The sequence below is a fragment of the uncultured Parvimonas sp. genome (assembly GCF_963524015.1).
In the GTDB taxonomy this organism is placed as follows: Bacteria; Bacillota; Clostridia; order Tissierellales; family Peptoniphilaceae; genus Parvimonas.
The window spans coordinates 474,675-489,614 of sequence record NZ_CAURDT010000001.1 but is presented as its reverse complement, the minus strand read 5'-3'; the positions used below and the strand labels follow the sequence as shown (position 1 = coordinate 489,614).

At 26.0% G+C, this 14,940-nt stretch carries 18 protein-coding genes; 17 read left to right on the top strand and 1 reads right to left on the bottom strand.

Annotated elements, in window-relative coordinates; genetic code table 11:
• Nucleotide 1 precedes the first annotated feature (1 nt).
• From yhbY to RWJ08_RS02210, 8 genes are all read left to right on the top strand, one after another.
• The gene (yhbY, locus tag RWJ08_RS02245) at nucleotides 2–298 is read left to right on the top strand and encodes a ribosome assembly RNA-binding protein YhbY (RefSeq protein ID WP_009732731.1); all 297 of its coding nucleotides are present in this window, start codon (nucleotides 2–4) and stop codon (nucleotides 296–298) included.
• Nucleotides 298–1,443, top strand: a complete 1,146-nt coding sequence (nadD, locus tag RWJ08_RS02240; protein ID WP_313960913.1) for a nicotinate (nicotinamide) nucleotide adenylyltransferase — start codon at nucleotides 298–300, stop codon at nucleotides 1,441–1,443. The genes yhbY and nadD overlap by 1 nt, the downstream gene beginning before the upstream one ends.
• Before the next feature lie 4 nt (nucleotides 1,444–1,447).
• Nucleotides 1,448–1,756, top strand: a complete 309-nt coding sequence (gene rsfS / locus RWJ08_RS02235) for a ribosome silencing factor (protein ID WP_313960912.1) — start codon at nucleotides 1,448–1,450, stop codon at nucleotides 1,754–1,756.
• Nucleotides 1,757–1,773: 17 nt separating this feature from the next.
• Nucleotides 1,774–2,145, top strand: coding sequence for a RidA family protein (locus RWJ08_RS02230; protein WP_293438692.1), 372 nt, complete (start codon nucleotides 1,774–1,776; stop codon nucleotides 2,143–2,145).
• A 373-nt stretch (nucleotides 2,146–2,518) separates the two neighbouring features.
• The gene (gene dltA / locus RWJ08_RS02225; protein WP_313960911.1) at nucleotides 2,519–4,033 is read left to right on the top strand and encodes a D-alanine--poly(phosphoribitol) ligase subunit DltA; all 1,515 of its coding nucleotides are present in this window, start codon (nucleotides 2,519–2,521) and stop codon (nucleotides 4,031–4,033) included.
• Between the two features lie 10 nt (nucleotides 4,034–4,043).
• Nucleotides 4,044–4,271: a D-alanine--poly(phosphoribitol) ligase subunit DltC gene (gene dltC, locus RWJ08_RS02220; protein ID WP_293438696.1), complete on the top strand. Its 228-nt coding sequence runs from the start codon at nucleotides 4,044–4,046 to the stop codon at nucleotides 4,269–4,271.
• 2 nt (nucleotides 4,272–4,273) lie between these two features.
• Nucleotides 4,274–5,446 (top strand): D-alanyl-lipoteichoic acid biosynthesis protein DltB, encoded by a 1,173-nt coding sequence (gene dltB / locus RWJ08_RS02215; RefSeq protein ID WP_313960910.1) that lies wholly within the window; start codon nucleotides 4,274–4,276, stop codon nucleotides 5,444–5,446.
• On the top strand, nucleotides 5,440–5,571 hold the full coding sequence (locus RWJ08_RS02210) for a hypothetical protein (RefSeq protein ID WP_009372389.1): 132 nt from the start codon (nucleotides 5,440–5,442) through the stop codon (nucleotides 5,569–5,571). The genes dltB and RWJ08_RS02210 overlap by 7 nt, the downstream gene beginning before the upstream one ends.
• 90 nt (nucleotides 5,572–5,661) lie before the next feature.
• Here the strand turns inward: RWJ08_RS02210 and dltD (RWJ08_RS02205) are convergent, their stop codons facing one another.
• The gene (dltD, locus tag RWJ08_RS02205; protein WP_313960909.1) at nucleotides 5,662–6,804 is read right to left on the bottom strand and encodes a D-alanyl-lipoteichoic acid biosynthesis protein DltD; all 1,143 of its coding nucleotides are present in this window, start codon (nucleotides 6,802–6,804) and stop codon (nucleotides 5,662–5,664) included.
• Nucleotides 6,805–7,221: 417 nt separating this feature from the next.
• On the opposite strand from dltD (RWJ08_RS02205), the gene dltD (RWJ08_RS02200) reads away from it, so the two are divergent.
• The 9 genes from dltD (RWJ08_RS02200) (at nucleotide 7,222) to RWJ08_RS02160 (ending at nucleotide 14,921) form a co-directional block, all read left to right on the top strand.
• Entirely contained in the window at nucleotides 7,222–8,376 is a 1,155-nt protein-coding gene (gene dltD / locus RWJ08_RS02200; RefSeq protein ID WP_313960908.1) for a D-alanyl-lipoteichoic acid biosynthesis protein DltD, read from the top strand.
• A gap of 104 nt (nucleotides 8,377–8,480) precedes the next feature.
• A complete protein-coding gene (locus RWJ08_RS02195) occupies nucleotides 8,481–8,999 on the top strand; it encodes an adenine phosphoribosyltransferase (protein WP_009372315.1) in 519 nt (172 codons plus the stop codon).
• Complete coding sequence (locus tag RWJ08_RS02190) at nucleotides 8,999–9,238, top strand: RNA-binding S4 domain-containing protein (RefSeq protein WP_009372261.1); 240 nt, start codon at nucleotides 8,999–9,001, stop codon at nucleotides 9,236–9,238. The genes RWJ08_RS02195 and RWJ08_RS02190 overlap by 1 nt, the downstream gene beginning before the upstream one ends.
• 60 nt (nucleotides 9,239–9,298) lie before the next feature.
• Nucleotides 9,299–9,586, top strand: coding sequence for a septum formation initiator family protein (locus tag RWJ08_RS02185; protein WP_009372834.1), 288 nt, complete (start codon nucleotides 9,299–9,301; stop codon nucleotides 9,584–9,586).
• A 31-nt stretch (nucleotides 9,587–9,617) separates the two neighbouring features.
• Nucleotides 9,618–11,009, top strand: a complete 1,392-nt coding sequence (gene tilS / locus RWJ08_RS02180; protein WP_313960907.1) for a tRNA lysidine(34) synthetase TilS — start codon at nucleotides 9,618–9,620, stop codon at nucleotides 11,007–11,009.
• Nucleotides 10,997–11,557 (top strand): hypoxanthine phosphoribosyltransferase, encoded by a 561-nt coding sequence (hpt, locus tag RWJ08_RS02175; RefSeq protein WP_313960906.1) that lies wholly within the window; start codon nucleotides 10,997–10,999, stop codon nucleotides 11,555–11,557. Before tilS ends, hpt begins: the two co-directional genes overlap by 13 nt.
• Nucleotides 11,558–11,577: 20 nt before the next feature.
• Entirely contained in the window at nucleotides 11,578–13,524 is a 1,947-nt protein-coding gene (gene ftsH / locus RWJ08_RS02170; protein WP_313960905.1) for an ATP-dependent zinc metalloprotease FtsH, read from the top strand.
• Between the two features lie 45 nt (nucleotides 13,525–13,569).
• Nucleotides 13,570–14,046: a DUF5673 domain-containing protein gene (locus RWJ08_RS02165; protein WP_313960904.1), complete on the top strand. Its 477-nt coding sequence runs from the start codon at nucleotides 13,570–13,572 to the stop codon at nucleotides 14,044–14,046.
• Nucleotides 14,046–14,921, top strand: coding sequence for a DNA glycosylase (locus RWJ08_RS02160; protein WP_313960903.1), 876 nt, complete (start codon nucleotides 14,046–14,048; stop codon nucleotides 14,919–14,921). Before RWJ08_RS02165 ends, RWJ08_RS02160 begins: the two co-directional genes overlap by 1 nt.
• Nucleotides 14,922–14,940 lie beyond the last annotated feature (19 nt).

Below are 14,940 nucleotides of genomic sequence, written 5' to 3'. Positions count from 1 at the left end.
TATGATAAATCCAAAACAAAGAGCATTTCTAAAGTCATTATCTCACTCTATGGAACCTATTATGAATATAGGCAAGTATGGAGTTAATGATGAAACTATTAGACAACTAGATTTGGCTTTAGAGAAAAGAGAGCTTATAAAAATTAAAATTCTAAATAACAATTTAGATGATAATAAAGAAACAGTAGATTTAGTTTTACAAAAAACTAGAGCAGAGTTTGTTCAACATATTGGAAACAAATTTGTTATTTACAGAAGAAAAAGAAAAGATGAAAATAGAATAGAGTTACCAGAATAATGAAAAAAATTGGAATTTTTGGTGGAAGCTTTTCACCTATTCATAACGGACATTTACAAATTGCAGAGGATTGTTTGCTAGAAACGGGACTTGATAAGATAGTTTTTCTCCCGAATGCAAATCCTCCACATAAGGCTGTCGATAAGTTCACTTTTGATGCAAGAGTTGATATGTTAAGATTAGCTTTAGAAGATAATGAGAATTTTGAAATTTCTCTTGTAGAAAATGACTCTACAAAAGTTCATTACTCTTATAATACCATTAGTGAAAATTTTTACAATGGAGCAGATAAATTTTATTTCATAATGGGAGATGACGAGTTTTTAAATATAAGGTCTTGGTATAAATATGAAAAACTTTTAGAGCTTACTTCAGTAATAGTTTTTCTTAGAAAATACGATTATAATTTTATTTTAGAAAAAAATAAAGAGATAATTGAAAAATACGATATTAATATAATTAAAAATTCTGTTATTTCTATTTCATCTACCGAAATTAGGAACAGAATTAATGAAAAAAAATCTATAAAATATCTTGTGCCTGAAAAAGTAAGTAATTATATTTATGAAGAGCTTAATTATTTTGATATACTAAAGATTAAAAAAGATTTAAAAGAAAAACTTACAAAGAATAGATATGAACATTCTTTAAGAGTAGCAGATTATTGTAGAAGGCTTGCGAAAATTTATAAGGCTGATGAAAATAAGGCTTATTTAAGTGGTCTCGTTCATGATTGTGCAAAGAACCTAGAAGAATATTATATGTTGAATAAAAAGCTAAATTCTGATATAATATTGGATGTTGAAGAAAAAAATAATCCAAAAATTCAACATGCACCAATAGGTTCAGCTGTTTGTAAAGATATATATGGTATCTTTGATAATGAAATAATTTCAGCGGTTCGTTATCATACAACAGCGAGAGAGAATATGTCTTTAATTGAAAAGATTTTATTTATTTCAGATAAAATTGAGCCTAATAGAGAGTATGATACAGTTGATGAACTTAGAAAAATTGCAGATTATGATATTGACAAAGCTATAATAAAATTTTTAAACGATAGTTTTGAATATTTAGAAAAAAAATCTCAAAAAATTCATCCCTTGTCAATTAAAGCAAGAGATTATTTAGTAAATATGAGGTGATATTATGGAGAAACTTGATATTATATTGAAAGCATTGGATGATAAGATTGCAAAAAATGTTGTAAGTATTGATTTAAAAGGTAAGTCATCTATTGCTGAATATTTTGTAATTGCAACTGGAAGCGTAGTTAATCACAATCAAGCTATTTGCGATGAAATTGAGTTCCAATTAAAAAAGAATAATATGGACTGTTTAAGTACAGAAGGATATAAAGATGGAAATTGGATTTTATTGGACTGTGGAGAAATTATAGTTCATATTATGACAGAAGATTATAGAAGCTATTACAATCTTGAAAGATTGTGGGCATAGATTTAGGAGGTAAGAAAATGAGCGTAGAATTTTTAAAAACTGATAAGGCTCCAGCAGCAATTGGACCTTATTCACAAGCTGGAAAAGTTGGTAATTTAATATTTGTTTCTGGACAATTACCAATTACAAACGGAGAATTACAAACTGAAATAAAAGCTGCAACACTTGCTAGTTTAACAAATGTTTTAGAAATTATTAAAGCAGGTGGGGGAAATTTAGAAAGTATTGTTAAAGTTAATGTTTTTGTAAAAGACATGAATGACTTTGAAGCAATTAATGGAGTATATGCTGAATTCTTTGGTAATCATAAACCAGCCAGAGCATTAGTTCAAGTTGCTAAATTACCAAAAGACGCTTTAATAGAAATTGAAGCAGTAGCAGCTGTTTAAAAAATATTTTATACTGATGTTTAGATACATCAGTATTTTTTTGTTTTATTAAAATTATATATTTTTTATATAAAAAAGTTGAAATATTTGTTTATAGTTGTAGTTTCAGTCTTTCGTTTTTCTTATAATTTTGTTATAATATATTTTATAGGATAATAATTATTGCTAATTTATTTAGTATTTTAGTTTTATTTAAAGTTACTATTATAAAATATGTATGCTTAGTAGTGATATGTTTTATCTGAAATTGAGTTTGTTATTATAAGAATATTGTATGAATTATATATATATATATTAAATTATAAGTAAAATAAAACGATTACTATTGTAGCGAGATTAACTTTATAATTTATTATGATTGGGAGGATTTTTCGTGGGGTATTTAAAAACTTTTAATAGTTATAAAAGTTCGGAAAAAATTGCCTATATATGTGATGATAAATCCATTACATATAGGGAACTTATGTTATATTCAGATCGACTTGCAAAATATATTCTGAAAAATTTTGGGATTGGGAATAAAGATGCAATTGCAGTTTATGGGCATAAAGATTTTTTAATGTTAGTTAGCTTTTTAGCTTGTACAAAATCAGGACATCCTTATTGTCCTATGGATATTTCTTTTACTAGAAATAGGGTTGAAGATGTGTTGACTGTTACTGATTCAAAATTTTCTATTTTTACAGAGGATTTTGATGTTGATAAAAAATTTAGCGTTTTAAACAGAAAAGATGTTTTAGATATTATTTATGATGAAAAATATGATGATATTTCAAATGAAAATCTATATAAAATTGAACCAGAAGATATAGTTTATATAATTTTTACATCTGGAAGTACTGGAAAACCTAAAGGTGTTCAGATTACATATGATAATTTAAATAATTATATTGGTTGGATTCACAATGTTGTAGGAAATGAAAAAAATAAAGTTTATTTAAATCAAGCACCTTTTTCATTTGATTTATCAGTAATGGATTTATATTTATCTTTATATTCAGAATCTACTTTATTTGCTATAACTAAGGAGAAACAACAAGATTTTTATAAACTTTATGAAAATTTAGAAAAATCTGGAATTACAAATTGGGTTTCTACACCTTCGTTTGCAGACATGTGTTTATCCTTACAGGAATTTAATTCTGATAATATAAAGAATATTGAATATTTTCTGTTCTGTGGAGAAGTTCTTACTAAAAAAACAGCACAAAGATTAAAAAAGAGATTTCCAAATGCAAAAATAATTAACACTTATGGGCCGACTGAGTCAACAGTATGTGTTACTGATATTTTAATTACAGATGAAGTTTTAGAAAAATTTGATATACTTCCACTTGGAGATGTTAAAAATGGAAGTAGAATTGAAATTAGAGATGACGAAAAAATTCTTGGTGATGGAGAAATTGGTGAGATTGTAATAATAGGAGATACAGTAAGTAGTGGATATTATAAGAATCCTATTCAAACTGAAAAAGTTTTTTTTACTACAGATAATAATGAAAGAGCTTATAAAACAGGGGACTTAGGATATTATAAGGACGGTAATTTATTTTTCTCAAATAGAAAAGACTTTCAGGTTAAATTAAATGGTTATAGAATTGAACTTGGAGATATTGAAAGCAATCTTTTAAATATTATTGGAATAAGCTCTTGTTGTGCATTGCCAAATTATGATTCAGACAATAAAGTAAAAAGTATTACAGCATTTGTTGTAAGTAATAGTGTTTCTGATGAAAAAGAGTATGCAAAATTTTTAAAGGCAGAGTTAAAAAAGTATATTCCAAGTTATATGATACCAAAAAAATTTAGATTTTTGGAAAAATTACCAATGAATAATAATGGAAAAGTTGATAGAAAAGAATTGAAGAAAATAATAGAAAATAGATAGGGAGATTATTATGGAAGAAAAAGTTTTTGAAATTTTAGAAGATATTTGTGAAGAGGATTTAAGAGACACTCCTGATTTAAATATCTTTGAAGAAGGTCTAATGGATTCTCTAGGACTTGTTAGATTTATTGTTGAAGTTGAAGAAAGATTGGGAATAACTTTAGGAATAATGGAATTAGATAAGGAAGTTGTTAATACTCCAAATAAAATAATTGAATTTTTAAACAGTAGGAAGTAAAAATGGAGTTTTTTAGTGGATTAAATTTCTGGTTAGTATTTATTTTGATATCTATACCTGCGATTATTTTAGGTATTAGAGAAAAGAAGAGTAAATACTATATCTTAGGGGTATCTCTAGTTTTTTGCTTTTTAGTATATTCAAAAAAAATAAATTCTCTTATCTCGTTAATTATTTTTATACTATATGAATTTTTATTAATAAAAATATATTTAAAACTTAAAATAGAGAAAAATTTTGGAAAAGTTTCTATATTTGTATTTTTAAGTTTATTACCACTTATTTTGGTTCGCTTATTACCATTTACGAAAATTAATTATAAATTAGGTTTTTTAGGAATATCATATATAACTTTTAAAGTAATGCAAATACTTATAGAAATTAAAGATAATTTAATAAAAGAAGTGAAATTTGTTGACTATTTATCTTTTATGATATTTTTTCCAACCCTTGCATCAGGTCCAATTGATAGAAGTAGACGTTTTTTTAAAGATTTGGAAGCTACAGTTAGTAGGTCTGAGTATTTAGATAAGTTAGGTAAGGGAATAGAGTATATATTACAAGGTCTAGTTTATAAAATGATTTTATCTCAACTGCTTTATGATAAAATCAATGTTATTTCTGAAATGAGATATACAATTCCTAATCTATTAACTTATATGTATTTATATGGTTTTTATTTGTTTTTTGATTTTGCAGGGTATAGCTTAATGGCTGTTGGAGTTAGTAAAATTTTTGGAATTGAAACTCCGATGAACTTTAATAAACCGTTTTTGGCAAAAGATATGAAAGACTTTTGGAATAGATGGCATATTAGCTTATCACATTGGTTTAGAGATTTTATTTTTAGTAGATTAGTTTTTACAATGTTTAAGAGGAAAACTTTTAAAAGTTCGCTAACTACTGCTATGGTTGCCTATGTAATAAATATGACAGTAATGGGTATTTGGCATGGGTTAAACTTCAGTTATCTTTTATATGGATTGTATCATGGAGTTATTCTTGCATTTACAGAATTATTTCAAAAGACTAAATTTTATAAAAATAATAAAAACAAAAAATGGTTTGAATACACATCTATTTTTATAACTTTTAATTTGGTTATGTTTGGGTTCTTTATATTCTCAGAAAAATTTGTTTACATTTTACGAATAATAGGAGGTAGATTATGGTAAAAAAAGAAACAAAAGAATTCTTATTTAGAGTTGTGTTTTATACAATAATGATTACCTCACTAATAATATTTTGTATATTATATGATTTTAATGTTGTAAAAGAATTTATATATAGTAATTTTTAAAATAATATTTAAGGATTAGAATAAATATTTATTATTTATAGGAATTCATTACAAAAAAGGAGTAACTGCTATATGTTACTCCTTATTTTTTTAATCTTCATTTTCTAGTAAATCTTTTTGTAATTGTAAAAAACCTAATCTTCCTAAATGCATTATATCTTTGAAAAAATATGGTTTATAAGAATACATACTGTAATCTGTAAGCTGGACTTCATTTTCAGATGCTATTTTTTTTATTTTATCATAATATTCACTTATTGATGTCTTAGAAATTCCAGTATAATCTGCCCAGTAACCTTGTAAAGGAATCATTATCAAATTAACTTCGTAACCAAGTTCTTTAGCAACGTTAATGAATAACTCTAAATCCTCATACTCAGGACTTTCAGAATAGCTTTGTTTATTCATATAGCCTTCGTATTTTTTTAAATCATTTCTTATATATTCGTTATAATATTCATTTTCTATATAAAACTTATTATTATATGTCTCTTTTTTTGCTCTTTCAATAGCTTTTTCTTCTAGAACATCCCAATTGAGTCCATTGAATTTTCTACAATTTACTGAGCTATCATATTTATATTTTTTAACGAAATTCCTCTTTTCCTGTAAGTTATATTTATACTTAAAAATAGGATTAATAAGATTGTTAAAGAATTCAGGTGAAAAGATATTATCTAAAGTCGAATTTATAAAACTTGTTGAATCCGTTAAATTTTTTATTCTGTTGTACATTTTTTCTTTAGTACTATTGGAAATATTTTTATTACCAAAGAAATGATAAAGGTGATCTAAAGAAACCCTACTTTCAAATGCTTCTTTTGCTATACCATTTTTTTCAAACCATTGCATTGATATTATTAGATTAACTTTTTTAACAGGAATGTCACTTCCGATAGAACCTAGAACAATTGATTGTAATAAGCTTTGATAATGGCCACCACCGATTTGCATGATATTCTTATCAGAATAATCTAATAGTTGTCTTGGATGTTCTTCATTTTCTAAAGTAGCAACAAGTTCAGAAGAACCCATAAGTAAAATTGTATTTTCATCTATATTTTTTGTTAATACATCGTAAGAATTATATTTTGAATATAGAGTATTATATTTTATACTATTATTTTTTACAGTTATATCTTTATCAATATTTTTAGAATATGATGTTAATATAAATGAAGAAAGAAAAATAGACAAAATAAATGAAATTGCTAATGCTTTTAATCTTTTCATAAGCACTCCTAAAAATTGTTATATAGTTTTTTAAACAATAAACTATATTTTTATGTTTTTTTCATCTAAAATATTAAGAATAAGAAAAGTATTTTAATATTTGAATAAATTATATCATAGTAGTTTTTTATTATCAACATAAGTCATTTTTGTAATATATCGTCATAATAAATAATGTAGTATAAATTTAGCTAAAGTTTTTTATTTTTATAAATTTTATGTTATAATATTAATCGTGCGATAGATATATTATATTTTTAGTTTAGTTTAAAGTTTGTGTTATAAACTTATTAGAGAATTTTTATGGATTTTTTAAAATTTTTTATTATATTTAAACTTTTAAAAAATCTATAATTTTTTATTTATTAATTGAATATTATATTGGAACATTTTATATATTAAATTTTAGGAGCGTTTATGAAAAGATTAAAAGCATTAGCAGTATCGGTAATTTTATCAGTAATTATTTCTTTTACATTTTTACATTTTTATACTAACAGGGAGAAAAACGAATTTGATGAATTAACAGTTAAAAATAATTCTATAAGATATAATGACTCTCCAAATAAATATAAATCTCATGATGCAATTACAAAAAACATAGGAAAGGGCACTATTATACTTTTAGGATCTTCTGAACTTATAGTAACTAGTGATTGGAAAGAACATCCAAAACACTTATTAGATTATTCTGATAAGAATATTATGCAAATTGGAGAAGGATTTTATCAATCTTTAATTCAAGCTATAACTTTAGGTTCTATTGGTGAAGAATCTCCTGTAAAGACTGTTAATTTAATATTGTCTATGCAATGGTTTGAAAAGCATGGATTAAGTCCCGAAGCATTTCAACCAAGGTTTTCAATAGACCATTTATATAATTTATATAAGAGTGAAAAAATTTCTAAAGAAACTAAAGAAAAAATATATGATAGAATTTTAGAACTTTCAAAAAATAATTCTATTGTAACTAGAATGGTAGAAGGATTAAAGAGAGATAACCCAGTTGACAATGCCATAAATCAAGCTAATGCTGAAAAATATAAATTAATTGCAAACAGCAAATTTTTAAAATCATACCATAGAGATGATAGTGTTAATGATAAAAAAGCACCTAAAGAATTTGATTGGGATCAGTTAAGAAAAGAAGCATTAGAAACAGCCAAAGAAGAATCAAATGAAAACAAATTTTTTATGTATAATAAATATTTTGATAAAAACTTTAAGAAAAATTTTGATAAATTTAAGGGATCAGCTAAAAACACTAAGTATAGAAGTGAAGAAGAATATGGTGATTTACAATTATTTTTAGATGTCGCTAAGGATTTAGGATTCAAGGTAAATTTAATTTTAGTTCCACTTCAAGGACATTGGGCGGACTATACTGGTGTTCCTCAAGATGAGATAGAATACTACTATAAGAGAATTAGAGAAATTTCTGAAAAGAATAATGTAAATTTGATAGATTATAGTAAATATTCTTATACAAAATATTTCTTTAAAGATGCTACACATTTGGGAAGACTTGGACTGTTGCAATTACAGGAAGATTTATTAAAATATAATGATTAAGTATTACCGAAAAATATTTTAAATTTGATATATTGTCCTAAATCATTGCAAAAAATTTAAAAATGTTATATAATGAGTAGCCAGCAAAATTTTAGGAGGAAATTATGGATTTAAAATCAAAAATAAGAGTTATTGAAGGATTTCCTAAAGAAGGAATCAGTTTTAAAGATATAACTACATTAATTAGTGATGCAGAAGCTTTTAAAGAAGCTGTAAATATTATGAAAAAAAATTTAGAAAATAGAAATATAGATTATATTGTTGGACCTGAAGCAAGAGGATTTGTTTTTGGATCTGCTGTTGCTTATGCTTTAAATATCGGGTTTATTCCAGTTAGAAAACCTGGAAAATTACCTGGAGAAACTGTTTCTTATGAATATGCATTAGAATATGGAACAGATGTACTTGAAATATGTAAAAATTCTTTAAAAGCTGGTGATAGAGTAGCAATAGTGGATGATTTACTTGCTACGGGTGGAACAATTAATGCCTGTGCAAAATTAATAGAATCACAAGGTGCAGAAGTTGTTTCAATGCAATTTTTAATGGAGTTAACAGACTTAAAAGGTAGAGAAAAAAATAAAGACTATCAAATAGATGCTGTGTTGGAGTATAATATTTAATGAGAATTGATAAATTTTTAAAAAATTCAAGACTTATAAAGAGAAGGACTGTTGCAAAAGAGGCTTGTGAAAAAGAAAGAGTTTTTAGAAATGGAAAGCCTATGAAACCATCCGATGAAGTCAAAGTTGGAGATGTTATAGATTTGAAATTTGGAAATTCTGAAGTTAAAATTAGAGTTTTAGATATAACTGACAGTCAAAAGAAAGAAGATTCACAAAAAATGTATGAAAATCTTTAAAAGTATTGAAAAATTATATATTTTATTATATAATCTATGTTAGATGGGAGTGATGACTTGATGAATAAAAGAAATAAGGGTCGAATTCGAGTTTACAGTTTAATATTTCTTGTTTTATGTATAGTTTTTGGAAAGACTTATGTTTATCAAGTCAAAGAAAAGAACAGATTGAATAATAAGATTCAAACTTTACAAGAAAGAAAAGATAAATTAAACTCTGAGATTGGAGAGGCTAAAGAAAATCTTCAAAAAGTTGATAGTGAAGAATTTATAAAAAAAGTTGCTAGAGAAAAACTTAAAATGGTTGAAAAAGACGAGATAGTTGTAAAGTATAAAGATAATGATTAGTTTGATTTAGTGAAGAAAGGGGACCGAGTTTTTGCTCGGTTTTTTAATTTTTATGAGAAAAGAATTTTTAAAAAAATTAAAAAGCTATGGTATAGAATCTAGAATTTTACTTGCTGTATCGGGTGGTAAAGATTCTATGACTATGCTTGATTTGTTTAGTTATTTTAAGGATGAGTTAAAATTAGATTTAGTTGTTTGTCATTTTAATCATTCTTTAAGAGATGATGCAGACAGAGATGAAAAATTTGTTAAATCTCAATGCAAAAAATATGGATTAAAATTTTATTCCAAAAAGGAAGATGTTCTCCTTTATTCTAATGAAAATAAATTGTCAACTGAAGAAGGAGCAAGATTTTTAAGATATAAATTTTTTGATGAAATAAAAAGAATTGAGAATCTTGATTATATAGCAACTGCACATAATAAAAATGATTTAGCAGAAACTGTTATGATGAGAATTCTACGAGGAACTGGAATTAATGGACTAATAGGAATACAATCTGAAAGAGGAGATTTAATAAGACCAATTTTAGATTTTTCAAGAGAAGAAATAGAGAAATATATTGAAAAAAATAATATACCTTTTGTTGATGATAAAACTAATTTTGAAGATATGTATTTAAGGAATAAAATTAGACTAAATTTATTTCCAATTCTACAAAATGAATATAATCCTAAAATTTCTGATGCACTTTCAAGATTATCAAACATTGCTTTTGATTTTAGTACAATTTCAAGAGAATATATTTTATCAAAAGAAGGTTTGTTGTGGGAATTTAGTAAAGATAAAATACTTGTTTATATTGAAAAGTTAAAACTTCAGTCTAGGTCTTTTAGAAATATTATGTATAGAGATTTTTTTGAATTTATAAGTAAAGATCCAGATGGAATAAATTTTAAAATAATTGAAGAAATTGATAATTTGATTTTTTCAAAAACGGGTAAATATATAGAAATTAAAAATGTAATTTTTAAAATTGAATATGATAAACTTCTCATTTTTGATAAAAATATTAATGAAAGTGTAGAAACAGATTTTTATTATGAAAATTTGGATTTTTCTTTGTATTCTACAAGATTTTTTGATATAATTATAGAGCAGTCGAATTTTGATGAATTTACAAATTTAAAACAAAATAAGAATTTGCTTTTCATAAATAAAAAATATCTAAAATCTTTAAAAATTAGAAATAGAAAAAATGGAGACTTTTTAGAATTTGAATTTGGAAAGAAAAAACTAAAAGATATATTTATTGATGAAAAAATAAGTAAAGAAATTAGAAATAATATTCCTATTTTTGAAATAGATAATACTATTGTTTGGGTTCCAAATACTAGAAGATCTAATAGATATTTGGTTGATGGAAAAGATGATATTATAAAAATTAAAGTTTTATCAAAGGAGAATTTATGGAGAGATTAGATAATGTCGTAAAGTCAGATATGAAGGATTTGTTATTTGATGAAAAAACTATTAAAAATAGAGTTGAAGTTCTTGGTAAAGAAATAACTAAACACTATGAAAATGATGAATCTGAACTTGTGGTAGTTGGAATTTTAAGAGGTTCTACATTGTTTTTTGCAGATTTAATTAGATATATAAATCTACCTATTTCAATAGATTTTATGGCTATTTCATCTTATGGTAATTCATCCGAAAGTGGGGTTGTAAAAATCATTAAAGATTTAGAAGCGGATGTTACTGGAAAAAATATTTTGATTGTTGAAGATATTATCGATACAGGAAAAACATTAAAATATCTTTTAAATTATTTTAAAGAAAGAGGAGCTAAAACTGTTAAAATTGCAAGTATGTTAGACAAACCAGAAAGAAGACTTGTTGAAATATCGGGCGATTTTGTAGGTTTTGCGGTTCCAAATGACTTTATTGTTGGTTATGGATTAGATTATAATCAATCATATAGGAATTTACCATATATAATTTCTCTAAAAGAAGAAGTTTATAAATAGAGAGTAATAGGAGGAAAAACGTGAATAAAAAAACTAAAGCATATCTAGTGTATTTGGTGCCAATCTTATTTTTAGTTGTATATTTTTTTGTTATAAAAACTTCAACTCCTGTAGTTAAAGAATATACAGTTACAGAGATTGTATCAAAAATAAAAAATGATGAAGTCTCAGAGATAACAACTCAGGGTTCATATATAACCGGAAAATTAAATGATAAGGATAAAACGGAATTTAAAACATATTTACCACAAGAATTTAGATTTCAATTTTATGAAAATTATTTAAAATCAAAAGTAGAGAATAATACTTTGAAATATAATGGTAAAGCTGAACCTACAAAACCTTTTTATCTTGAAATTTTACCAACTCTATTACTTTTGGTAGGACTTGGAGTTGTTTGGTTCATATTTATGAAACAAGCTCAAGGTGGCGGAAAAGTAATGAACTTTGGAAAGAGTAAAGCAAGACTTCATAAAGATAAGAAAAATGAGGTTACTTTTAATGATGTAGCTGGTCTTGAAGAGGAAAAAGAAGAATTACAAGAAATAGTAGACTTCTTAAGATCACCAAAAAAATATAGTGATATTGGTGCTAGAATTCCAAAAGGTGTTTTACTTGTAGGTCCTCCAGGAACTGGTAAAACTTACCTTTCTAGAGCAGTAGCTGGCGAAGCTAAAGTTCCGTTTTTTAGCATAAGCGGTTCAGACTTTGTTGAAATGTTTGTTGGAGTTGGTGCTTCAAGAGTTAGAGATTTATTTGAAGAAGCTAAAAAGAATGCTCCTTGTATAATATTTATTGATGAAATTGATGCTGTTGGTAGAAGAAGAGGCGCAGGACTTGGTGGGGGACATGATGAAAGAGAACAAACATTAAATCAATTACTTGTTGAAATGGACGGTTTTGGTGCGAATGAAGGAATCATTGTTATGGCTGCAACAAATAGACCTGACATACTTGACCCTGCTATTTTAAGACCGGGTAGATTTGATAGACAAATTTATGTTGGAATTCCGAATGTAAAAGAAAGAGAAGCAATACTAATGGTCCACACTAGAAATAAAAGACTAGATCCAGATGTAGACCTAAAAGCTATTGCAAAACATACAACAGGATTTACTCCTGCAGATCTTGAAAACTTGTGTAATGAGGCGGCTCTTTTATCTGCAAGACAAAACTTAAAGAGTATTCCTATGAGAATATTTGAAGAAGCTGCAATAAAAGTTGTTGCAGGACCTGAAAAGAAATCAGCTGTTGTAACTGATAGAGATAGAAATATTACAGCATATCATGAAGCGGGACATGCAATTGTGTCAAGATTTGTACCATTGTCAGATCCAGTACAAATGATTACTATTGTTCCAAGAGGAAGAGCTGGTGGATTTACAGCATATACTCAAGATGAAGATAGTCAATATATGACAGTTAAAGCAATGAAGTCAAGACTTGCAATGATGCTTGGTGGACGTTCAGCAGAGCTTATAATTTTTGAAGATTTTACTACTGGTGCTTCTAATGACATTGAGAGAGCAACTAAACTTGCGAGAAGTATGGTTACAACTTATGGTATGAGTAGCAAGATTGGACCTATAAATTATGATATGGGTGAAGAAGAAACTTTCTTAGGTAGAGATTTTGGTAAAGGAAGAACTTACTCAGAAGATATTGCAAAACTTATTGATGGAGAAGTTAAGGATTTACTTGATGAAGCTTACGAAACTGCTAAAAATATTTTAAATGAGAATGTGGAATTTTTACACATAATAGCAAAAAAACTTTTAGAAGTTGAAACTATAAGTGGAAAAGACTTCGAAACTATGTATAATAAATATATGGGAATTGAAGAAGAAAAAGAAGAAACTACAGAAGAAACAATTTTTGGAGAAGAAAATACTATTGAAGAAACATCAAATGAAGAAAACAATGCAGATTCAACTGTAGTAGAAAAAACTGAAATAGATGAAAATTAAAATTAAGTAGAAGTTCGCTTCTACTTAATTTATATGGAGGATTTTATGGGAAGTAATGATTTTTTATTAATAATTTTTGGTATAGTTTTAATTTTTGTAATTAAGAAAATAGTAGCTATATTTCAAACAAGAAAAAAATTAACAGGTGAAGTTCAAACTATTACTCTTAGAGGAAGAAAAGTATTGTTTGGACTATCAGTAGCTTTAGTTGGATTTGGAATTGCATATGCAGTAAAAGTTCAAGATATTTTTAGTATAGTATATGTATTAATTGGTTTGACTTACTCTATAGTTTCTCTTGATAAATTATACATTGGCGAAAATGGATTTTGCTTTGATGGAAAGTTTGGAGAATTTAAAAAAATAAAAAAATGGGGAGCCATTAGTAATAAATTTTTTGAAGTTCAAGTTTCTGGAGATTTAAAAGATGAAGTACTAACTATTCCACTTGATAAAGAAAATTCTGATAAATTGTCTGCAATTATAAAACAACATAAGTCAAAATCAAAGGCGAAAAAATAATGAAACTTTATGAAAAAGATAATTTAGTAATTTTAGAAGATGATGAGAATTTTGATGCTAGAGCTATATTTACTTGTGGGCAAGCTTTCAGATGGTATGAAGAGAGTGATGGAAGTTTTACAACAGTACATTTAGGTAGAGTCTTAAATGTTTTAAACGAAAAAGATAAGGTTGTATTTAAAGGAACGAATTTGGAAGAATTTAACGAAATTTGGATTGATTATTTTGACTTGAATACAAACTATAAGGAGATAAGAAAAGAGCTATCAAACAATGAAATTTTAGCAAAGGCGATGGAATATGGAAAAGGTATTAGGATATTAAATCAAAATCATTTTGAAATGTTAATTAGTTTTATAATTTCAGCTAATAATATGATTCCTAGAATAAAAAAATCTATCGAAGTAATCTCCATGAGATATGGGAAATTTATCTGTGAAGATGAAAATAGAAAATATTATTCATTTCCAACGGTAGAAGAATTGAGTAAGGCAACTGTTGAAGATTTAAGAGAATTTGCAAAAGTTGGCTTTAGAGATAAGAGGATTTTTGATACAGTAAATATGATTTTAAATGAAAAAATCGACTTAGATAATTTTGAAAATTTAGAAACTGATATTTTAAGAGAAGAATTATTAAAATTTTCAGGAGTTGGAAATAAGGTTGCAGATTGTATAATGCTATTTTCATACAAAAGAGGAGAAGTTTTTCCGGTTGATGTTTGGATAAAAAGAGTGATGGAAGAACTTTTTATAAAAAAAGAAACTCCTGTTAAGAAAATTTCAAAAGAAGCAGATAGAATATTTGGAAAATATGCAGGCTATGCACAACAATATCTTTTCTATTATGGAAGAGAAGAAAAAATAGGGAAATAAGAACCTCAGCCTTCCTCGA

Excerpts from the sequence above, each read along its gene's own strand:
- yhbY (WP_009732731.1), top strand. The coding sequence starts at position 2 with ATGATAAATCCAAAACAAAGAGCATTTCTAAAGTCATTATCTCACTCT.
- nadD (WP_313960913.1), top strand. The coding sequence starts at position 298 with ATGAAAAAAATTGGAATTTTTGGTGGAAGCTTTTCACCTATTCATAAC.
- rsfS (WP_313960912.1), top strand. The coding sequence starts at position 1,448 with ATGGAGAAACTTGATATTATATTGAAAGCATTGGATGATAAGATTGCA.
- RWJ08_RS02230 (WP_293438692.1), top strand. The coding sequence starts at position 1,774 with ATGAGCGTAGAATTTTTAAAAACTGATAAGGCTCCAGCAGCAATTGGA.
- dltC (WP_293438696.1), top strand. The coding sequence starts at position 4,044 with ATGGAAGAAAAAGTTTTTGAAATTTTAGAAGATATTTGTGAAGAGGAT.
- dltB (WP_313960910.1), top strand. The coding sequence starts at position 4,274 with ATGGAGTTTTTTAGTGGATTAAATTTCTGGTTAGTATTTATTTTGATA.
- RWJ08_RS02210 (WP_009372389.1), top strand. The coding sequence starts at position 5,440 with ATGGTAAAAAAAGAAACAAAAGAATTCTTATTTAGAGTTGTGTTTTAT.
- dltD (WP_313960909.1), bottom strand. The coding sequence starts at position 6,804 with ATGAAAAGATTAAAAGCATTAGCAATTTCATTTATTTTGTCTATTTTT.
- dltD (WP_313960908.1), top strand. The coding sequence starts at position 7,222 with ATGAAAAGATTAAAAGCATTAGCAGTATCGGTAATTTTATCAGTAATT.
- RWJ08_RS02195 (WP_009372315.1), top strand. The coding sequence starts at position 8,481 with ATGGATTTAAAATCAAAAATAAGAGTTATTGAAGGATTTCCTAAAGAA.
- RWJ08_RS02190 (WP_009372261.1), top strand. The coding sequence starts at position 8,999 with ATGAGAATTGATAAATTTTTAAAAAATTCAAGACTTATAAAGAGAAGG.
- RWJ08_RS02185 (WP_009372834.1), top strand. The coding sequence starts at position 9,299 with ATGAATAAAAGAAATAAGGGTCGAATTCGAGTTTACAGTTTAATATTT.
- hpt (WP_313960906.1), top strand. The coding sequence starts at position 10,997 with ATGGAGAGATTAGATAATGTCGTAAAGTCAGATATGAAGGATTTGTTA.
- RWJ08_RS02165 (WP_313960904.1), top strand. The coding sequence starts at position 13,570 with ATGGGAAGTAATGATTTTTTATTAATAATTTTTGGTATAGTTTTAATT.
- RWJ08_RS02160 (WP_313960903.1), top strand. The coding sequence starts at position 14,046 with ATGAAACTTTATGAAAAAGATAATTTAGTAATTTTAGAAGATGATGAG.